The organism is Stenotrophomonas sp. 2YAF22 (assembly GCF_052114665.1).
Taxonomy (GTDB): domain Bacteria; phylum Pseudomonadota; class Gammaproteobacteria; order Xanthomonadales; family Xanthomonadaceae; genus Stenotrophomonas; species Stenotrophomonas indicatrix.
In genome coordinates, this window is sequence record NZ_JBFRFE010000176.1 from 1 (window position 1) to 6,965 (window position 6,965).

The following is a 6,965-nucleotide window of genomic DNA, read 5'->3' on the forward strand; positions in this document are numbered from 1 at the left end:
GGTTGCGGGGGACGCTGCAAGTACGTCCATGTAAGCTCGGTCGCCGCATCCATGCGGCTCACGCCCCCGCAACCGGACCCACCCCGCCTTCGACAATTTCCCGCTGCTGTTGGTGGATGAACGATTTGGTAGGTGTCGACCTTGGTCGACAGTAGATCCACGCCATGCGTGGATGCTTTTCGATGCACTGTCGGACTATTCGATTCCGATGGGGATTCATCCACGCATCGCGTGGATCTACCTGAGTGGGCTGCGCCCAAAAAAATCCCCGGCCGACCCGCATCGGCCGGGGATGATATCGCCACGCCCTTGGAGAGCGTCTCTACCGTAACGCTTTCCTGCAGTGGTGGTGATCGCCCCTGGCGATGACGACCAAGCCAGCAGGTATCAGCCTGCCAGGGGCAGGCAAACGTCGGCGCGCAACTGGTGGGCAGGCACCTGTTCGGGATCATCCAGGAAGTGGAAGTACAGGGGCGCTTCGGCAAGCGCGTGCCCACTGTCCGGCCACCAATCGCGCAGCAGTGCATCCCCCACGGCCTGCAGCTGCTCATAGGGGCCGACATGGCGGACGACCGCATGCGGACCGACGCCGAGGGCCTGCCGCCGCAGCGGCGACGAAAGTTGCGGCAGCGCGGTGGCAAATCCCATCCCGCAGTCGAAGCGGTGCGCCTGCGCGGGTACGTCCCGGTGGTCATCGAGGGCGATGCCCACCAGGTGTAGCAGATCGTCGGCCAGCCCTTGCGCCTGCGCCCATTGGTACAGGCGGCCGAAGCTGGCATCGAGATCACCGAAGGCCCCCTTCGCGCGTAGCAGCACGACCTCGAACGGCTGCAGCGCGCGCACTTCCACCTTCAGCGGGGCGGCGGTCACTGCGTCCACGTCGGCCGGTGGATGCGCCAAGAGATGCTGCCACTGCTGCCGCAGCGCTGCATCGGCGCGCAGCGCGCGCGGGGTGGTATCCAGGCGCTGCCTGCAGCGCCGCGCGAGGGCCTGCGCACTCTCATATCCAGCGGCCAGCGCAGCGTCGGTGACGCTTGCATCGGGCTGCTGCAGCGCCTGCAGGGCGTTGAGCAGGCGCAGCCGGTCCAGCGTCTGTCCGGGGCTTTCCCCGGTAAGTGCCCGGTACAGGCGCTGGAAGTGATAGGGCGACTGATGGGCGACAGTGGCCAGTGACGCCACATCCGGCAGTGCCTGCTGCTCACGCAGGCAGCCCTGCAGATGGTCGATGACCCGTTCGATTCCCTGCGCCTGGCGCAGGCCTGCAAGCCGCTTCATGACCATCTCCGCTGAGGACCTGGCTGCGATCGTGCCTGATCCTTTAGCGGGGTGCGTGACCGATCCTGCGCGATTGCCCGCCCTCAGGCCTGGGCGAGAGCCTGTTCCAGGTCCGCGCGCAGATCGCCGATGTGCTCGATGCCGATCGACAGGCGCACGGTGTCCTCGCTGACCCCGGCCCTGGCCAGTTCGGCCGCATCCAGTTGGCGATGGGTGGTCGACGCAGGATGGGTGGCCAGTGACTTGGCATCGCCCAGGTTCACCAGCCGGGTGAACAGTTTCAGGGCATCGAGGAAGCGGGCGCCGGCCACGCGCCCACCCGGCAGGCCGAAGGTCAGCACACCGGAGCCGTGGCCGCCCAGATAGCGCTGCGCCGCCGCGTGTTCGGGGTCGTCGGCAAGCCCTGCATAACGCACCCAGGCTACCTTCGGATGGGCGTGCAGGTACTGCGCCACGGCCAGCGCATTGGCGTTGATCCGCTCCATGCGCAGGGCCAGGGTCTCGATGCCCTGCAGGATCAGGAAGGCATTGAAAGGTGACAACGCTGCGCCGGTGTTGCGCAACGGCACCACCCGCGCCCGACCGATGTAGGCCGCCGCGCCGAGCGCTTCGGTATAGACCACGCCGTGATAGCTCGGATCGGGCTGGTTCAAGCGGGCGAAGCGTTGCGGCTGTGCCGTCCAGTCGAAGCGGCCCGAATCGACGATCGCCCCGCCCAGGCTGGTGCCGTGACCACCGAGGTACTTGGTGAGCGAGTGCACCACGATGTCGGCGCCATGTTCGAACGGGCGCAGCAGGAACGGCGTGGCCACGGTGTTGTCGACGATCAATGGCACGCCGGCCGCATGTGCGACCTCGGCGATGGCGGCGATGTCGGTGACGTTGCCGCGCGGGTTGCCGATCGATTCGACGAACACCGCCTTGGTGCGTTCATCGATCAAGGCCGCGAACGCCGACGGGTCAGCCGGATCTGCGAAACGCGCCTGGATGCCGTACTGCGGCAGCGTGTGCGCCAGCAGGTTGAGGCTGCCGCCATACAGCGCACTGGCAGCGACGATGTTGTCGCCGGCCTCGGCAATGGTCTGGATCGCATAGGTGATCGCGGCCTGCCCGGAGGCCAGCGCCAACGCGCCGATGCCACCTTCCAGCGCCGCAACGCGCTGCTCCAGCACGTCGGTGGTGGGGTTCATGATGCGCGTATAGATGTTGCCCGGCACCTTCAGGTCAAACAGGTCTGCCCCGTGCTGGGTGTCATCGAATGCATAGGCCACGGTCTGGTAGATCGGCACCGCCACCGCGCGGGTGGTCGTGTCGGGACGGTAGCCGCCGTGCACGGCCAGGGTTTCCAGTTGCCACTGCGGATCGCTCATTGCGCCAGGCTCCATCCGGGGAAACGCCCACCATAGGCCAGCCTTCGACCGCCACTGAGAGCCCCTGGCGATGACGCCAGTACCGGCGGTTATCAGGTTGCCCGGGATTCAGGCAGTCGTCATGGGCCATTGCTAGGCTTCGCCGCCGGGCCTTTCGCCCCGGACAAGGACGCCCTACCGATGCAGCCCTCCCCGTGGACTCCCGCCACCGGCACCCCGACCCAGGTGCTGCTGGTCGAGGACGACCGCCGCCTGGCCGAGCTGGTCAGCGACTACCTGCGCGAACATGGATTTGCCGTGCAGCACGTACCGCGCGGCGACCTGGCCAGCGCGGCCTGTCGCCAGCACGCGCCGGAACTGGTGGTGCTGGACCTGATGCTGCCTGGCCTCGGTGGCATTGATGTGTGCCGGCAGATCCGCAGCTTTTCCGACGTGCCGATCCTGATGCTGACAGCGTGCGAGGACGATATCGAACAGGTGCTGGGCCTGGAGTCCGGCGCCGATGACTACGTGCACAAGCCGATCGAGCCGCGCCTGCTGCTGGCACGCCTGCGCGCACTGCTGCGCCGTCGCCATGGCAGCGGCCCTGCCGGCGTGCCGTGCCGGCTGATGCATGGCGAACTGCTGATCGATCGCGTGCAACGCGAGGTTCACCTGCATGGGCAGCCGGTGGAACTGGGTACCACCGAATTCGAGATCCTCTGGCTGCTGGCCAGCCAGCCCGGGCAGATCCTCTCGCGCGACCAGATCCTGCAGGCGGCGCGCGGCATCGGTTTCGATGGTCTGGACCGCAGCGTGGATGTCTGCATCGGCAAGCTGCGCCGCAAGCTCGGCGACGACGCGCGCGAACCGCGCCGGATCAAGACCGTGTGGGGCCGTGGCTACCAGTTCAATCCGTCGGCCTGGTCGGCGTGAAGCGCCTGTTCCTGTGGCTGTGGTTCGTCACCGGGGCCTGCCTGCTGGTGTCGGTGTTCAGCCTCAACCATCTGCTGGACCGCATCTACACGCCCCTGCAGGAACGTGTCTTCGCCGAACAGGTGCGCGGCCAGGTGTATGCACTGCGCAGCGGACTGGCCGGCCTGGACCGCCCGCAGCAACAGCAGCGCGTGGCGCAATGGCAACCACACTACGGCATTGCACTGTCACTGCTGGATGCGCCGCCGGCACTGGATGACGAAGAGCGCAGCGCCCTGCGCGGGGACGGCTTCATCGTTCGTGAGCGCTACCAGCAGGTCCTGCTGCCCATCGAGGGGGCTGACGGACGCTGGCTGCAACTGCGCTTTCCCGGCGAAGTGCAGATGACCCTGTACATGACCGTCGCCGCGTACCTGTGCATCCTGCTGCTGGTCGGCGCCTGCCTCTATGCCTGGGTACGCCTGTTGTGGCGCGATCTGGAGGCGCTGCGGGGTCATGCCGATCGCATCGGTGCCGGCGATCTGCAGGCGCGTGCGCAGGTATCGCCACGTTCGCAGATCCGGGTCATCGTCGAGCATTCCAACCGCATGGCCGCGCGCGTGGCCGAACTGGTGCAACGGCAGCGCGACCTTACCCACGCCATTTCCCACGAGCTGCGCACGCCGATCGCACGCCTGGCCTTCGGCCTGGACCTGATGCAGGACAGCAACGATCCGGCGCGGCGGGCACACCTCGCTACCGGCCTGCATGGCGATCTGGCCGAGCTCAACCGGTTGGTCAGCGAGCTGCTGGCGTACGAGCGGCTGGAGCATCCCAACGATGCCGAGCCCATGCAGCGGATCGAAGCGAACGATTGGCTGCAGGCCTGCATGGAGGACGCGCGGCGCGATGCCGAGCGCGCGGGACTGGTGCTGCAGGTGTGGCCCAGTGCGCTGCCACGCGTGGATGCCGAGCCGCGCCTRCTGCAGCTGGCCCTGAGCAACCTGGTCGGCAACGCGATGCGCTACGCACGCACCCGTGTGGAGGTGTCACTGGTCAGCGTGGCCGGCAAGGCCTGCCTGCGCGTGGATGACGATGGCCCGGGCATCGCCGAAAGCGATCGCGAGAAGGTGCTGCGCCCGTTCACCCGTCTGGATGACAGCCGCAGCCGCGATACCGGCGGCTTCGGCCTGGGCCTGGCCATCGCCGGGCGCATCGCGGTTCGTCACCACGGCGAGCTGCGCGTGGGACGCGCGACCCTGGGCGGTGCACGCCTGGAAATGCACTGGCCACTGGCTGCCAGCTGAACGCCACGGGCCGCGCTTACAGTTGCTTACAACTCCCGCACAACTGCGGACGGATTGGTCGGTGGCATCCCGCCACGCTGTCGACCCAGCAGCACGCGCCGGATGCGCGCACTGCATTTCCTCCCACTGTAGAGAGTTGCCATGTCCCACCGTCGCCGTTTCCCCACCCTGCTCGGCCTGGCCCTGCTGCCCTTGTTCGCAACGTCCACAGCGCATGCCAAGGAGGATCAATGGACCTTCGAGCTTGCCGCCGGTGGCGGTGTCGCCCCGCGTTACAGCGGCAGCGAGGAATTCCAGGCCGCACCGACGCTGTCCTTCGACGTGACCTCACCGGGCGGCTGGTTTCTGGGTACCAGCGGTGCGGGTTGGGGTACGGCGATCGGCGAACACACCCGCGTGCGTGCCTACGTCGGTGGCAGCGGCAGCCGCCGCGAGAAGAACTCGATCCTCGGCGGCTCGGACTTCCTGCGTGGCATGGGTGATATCGATACCCGGCCCCTGGTCGGCCTGGCGGCTGGCTATACGCTGGGTGAGGCGGTGCTGAGCGGTTCCTGGCAGTACACGCTGAAAGACGACGACAAGGGCGACAACGGCCTTGCCACCCAGCAGATCCACCTGAACCTGGAGATGCCACTGTTCGATCTGGCCGGTGGCGTGGTCAGCGGCAGCGTATCCACCGACTACGGCAACCGCGGCTACATGCAGACCTGGTATGGCGTCAGCCCTGACCAGGCCGCTCGCACCGGTTTCGCCCAGCACAAGCCCAAGGCCGGTCTGGTCAGCGCCGGCCTGGGCATGAAATGGAGCCATCGCGCCGGTCGCAACGGCAACTGGTACATCGCTGTGGAAGGCACCCGACTGCTGGGCGATGCGGCCGACAGCCCGATCGTGCAGAAGGCCAACCAGTTCGGATTGATGACCGGGTATACGCACCGGTTCTGAGCATGGCCGGCAAGCGCCGGATGCGGCCGGTCGCTGCAACCGAAACGGGGCGCTGCACTCATGCAGCGCCCCGTTCGGCTCAGGCTCAGGCCTTGGCGAACACCAGATGGCCGCCGTCGTTGCCCACTTCGATGGTATCGCCGTTGACGAACGCACCGGACAGGATCTTCTGCGCCAGCGGGTTTTCCAGCTGTGCCTGGATCGCACGCTTCAGCGGACGCGCACCGTAGACCGGATCGAAGCCGACGTTGCCGAGCAGATCGAACGCTGCATCGGACACCACCAGCTTCAGGCCACGCTCGGCCAGGCGCTTTTCCAGGCCACGCATCTGGATGCGCGCGATCTGCTTGATCTGCTGCTTGTCCAGCGGATGGAACACCACGATGTCATCCAACCGATTGATGAACTCCGGACGGAAGTGCGCCTGCACCACGCCCATCACCGCCGCCTTCATCTGCGTGTAGGCTTCCGGCGTGTCATCGCCGCTCATGTCCTGGATCTGGTGCGAACCCAGGTTGGAGGTCATCACGATGACGGTATTGCGGAAGTCCACCGTGCGGCCCTGGCCATCGGTCAGGCGACCATCGTCCAACACCTGCAGCAGGATGTTGAACACATCCGGATGCGCCTTTTCCACCTCGTCCAGCAGGATCAGCGAATACGGGCGACGGCGCACGGCCTCGGTGAGGTAACCGCCTTCCTCATAGCCCACGTAGCCGGGGGGCGCACCGATCAGGCGTGCGACGCTGTGCTTCTCCATGAACTCGCTCATGTCGATGCGGATCATCGCGTCGGCGCTGTCGAACAGGAACTCGGCCAGCGACTTGCACAGTTCGGTCTTGCCCACGCCGGTCGGGCCCAGGAACAGGAACGATCCCCCCGGTCGATTCGGATCGGACAAGCCAGCGCGCGAACGACGCACCGCGTCGGACACCACCTTGATCGCCTCTTCCTGGCCGACCACGCGGTTGTGCAGCACCTCTTCCATGCGCAGCAGCTTGTCACGCTCGCCTTCGAGCATCTTGTTGACCGGGATGCCGGTCCAGCGCGAGACGACCTCGGCGATCTCCTCGTCGGTGACACGGTCCTGCACCAGCTTGAAGTCGTGGTTCTCCACTTCCTGGGCGGCAGCCAGCTGCTTTTCCAGCTGCGGCAGCACGCCATACTGGATCTCGCT

Annotated in this window: 6 protein-coding genes; 3 read left to right on the forward strand and 3 right to left on the reverse strand. The window is 66.7% G+C overall.

The features are described 5' to 3' along the window. Positions 1 to 387 precede the first annotated feature (387 nt). The gene (locus AB4Y84_RS09035) at positions 388 to 1,275 is read right to left on the reverse strand and encodes an AraC family transcriptional regulator (RefSeq protein ID WP_363731983.1); all 888 of its coding nucleotides are present in this window, start codon (positions 1,273 to 1,275) and stop codon (positions 388 to 390) included. An 83-nt stretch (positions 1,276 to 1,358) separates the two neighbouring features. Beyond that, positions 1,359 to 2,645 carry an O-acetylhomoserine aminocarboxypropyltransferase/cysteine synthase family protein gene (locus AB4Y84_RS09040; protein ID WP_442244412.1) on the reverse strand — a complete coding sequence of 429 codons (1,287 nt, stop codon included), beginning with the start codon at positions 2,643 to 2,645 and terminating at the stop codon, positions 1,359 to 1,361. 180 nt (positions 2,646 to 2,825) lie between these two features. Between AB4Y84_RS09040 and AB4Y84_RS09045 the strand changes: the two genes are divergently transcribed. The 3 genes from AB4Y84_RS09045 to AB4Y84_RS09055 all read left to right on the forward strand — a co-directional run bounded on the left by AB4Y84_RS09045 (position 2,826) and on the right by AB4Y84_RS09055 (position 5,788). Next, the gene (locus tag AB4Y84_RS09045) at positions 2,826 to 3,560 is read left to right on the forward strand and encodes a response regulator transcription factor (RefSeq protein ID WP_180165696.1); all 735 of its coding nucleotides are present in this window, start codon (positions 2,826 to 2,828) and stop codon (positions 3,558 to 3,560) included. Beyond that, complete coding sequence (locus tag AB4Y84_RS09050) at positions 3,557 to 4,846, forward strand: ATP-binding protein (protein ID WP_363731977.1); 1,290 nt, start codon at positions 3,557 to 3,559, stop codon at positions 4,844 to 4,846. Before AB4Y84_RS09045 ends, AB4Y84_RS09050 begins: the two co-directional genes overlap by 4 nt. 141 nt (positions 4,847 to 4,987) lie before the next feature. Then, positions 4,988 to 5,788, forward strand: coding sequence for a MipA/OmpV family protein (locus AB4Y84_RS09055; RefSeq protein ID WP_025874695.1), 801 nt, complete (start codon positions 4,988 to 4,990; stop codon positions 5,786 to 5,788). Positions 5,789 to 5,873: 85 nt separating this feature from the next. Here the strand turns inward: AB4Y84_RS09055 and AB4Y84_RS09060 are convergent. Next, positions 5,874 to 6,965: AAA family ATPase (locus AB4Y84_RS09060; protein ID WP_442250021.1), on the reverse strand; the 1,092-nt coding region annotated here is incomplete at its 5' end.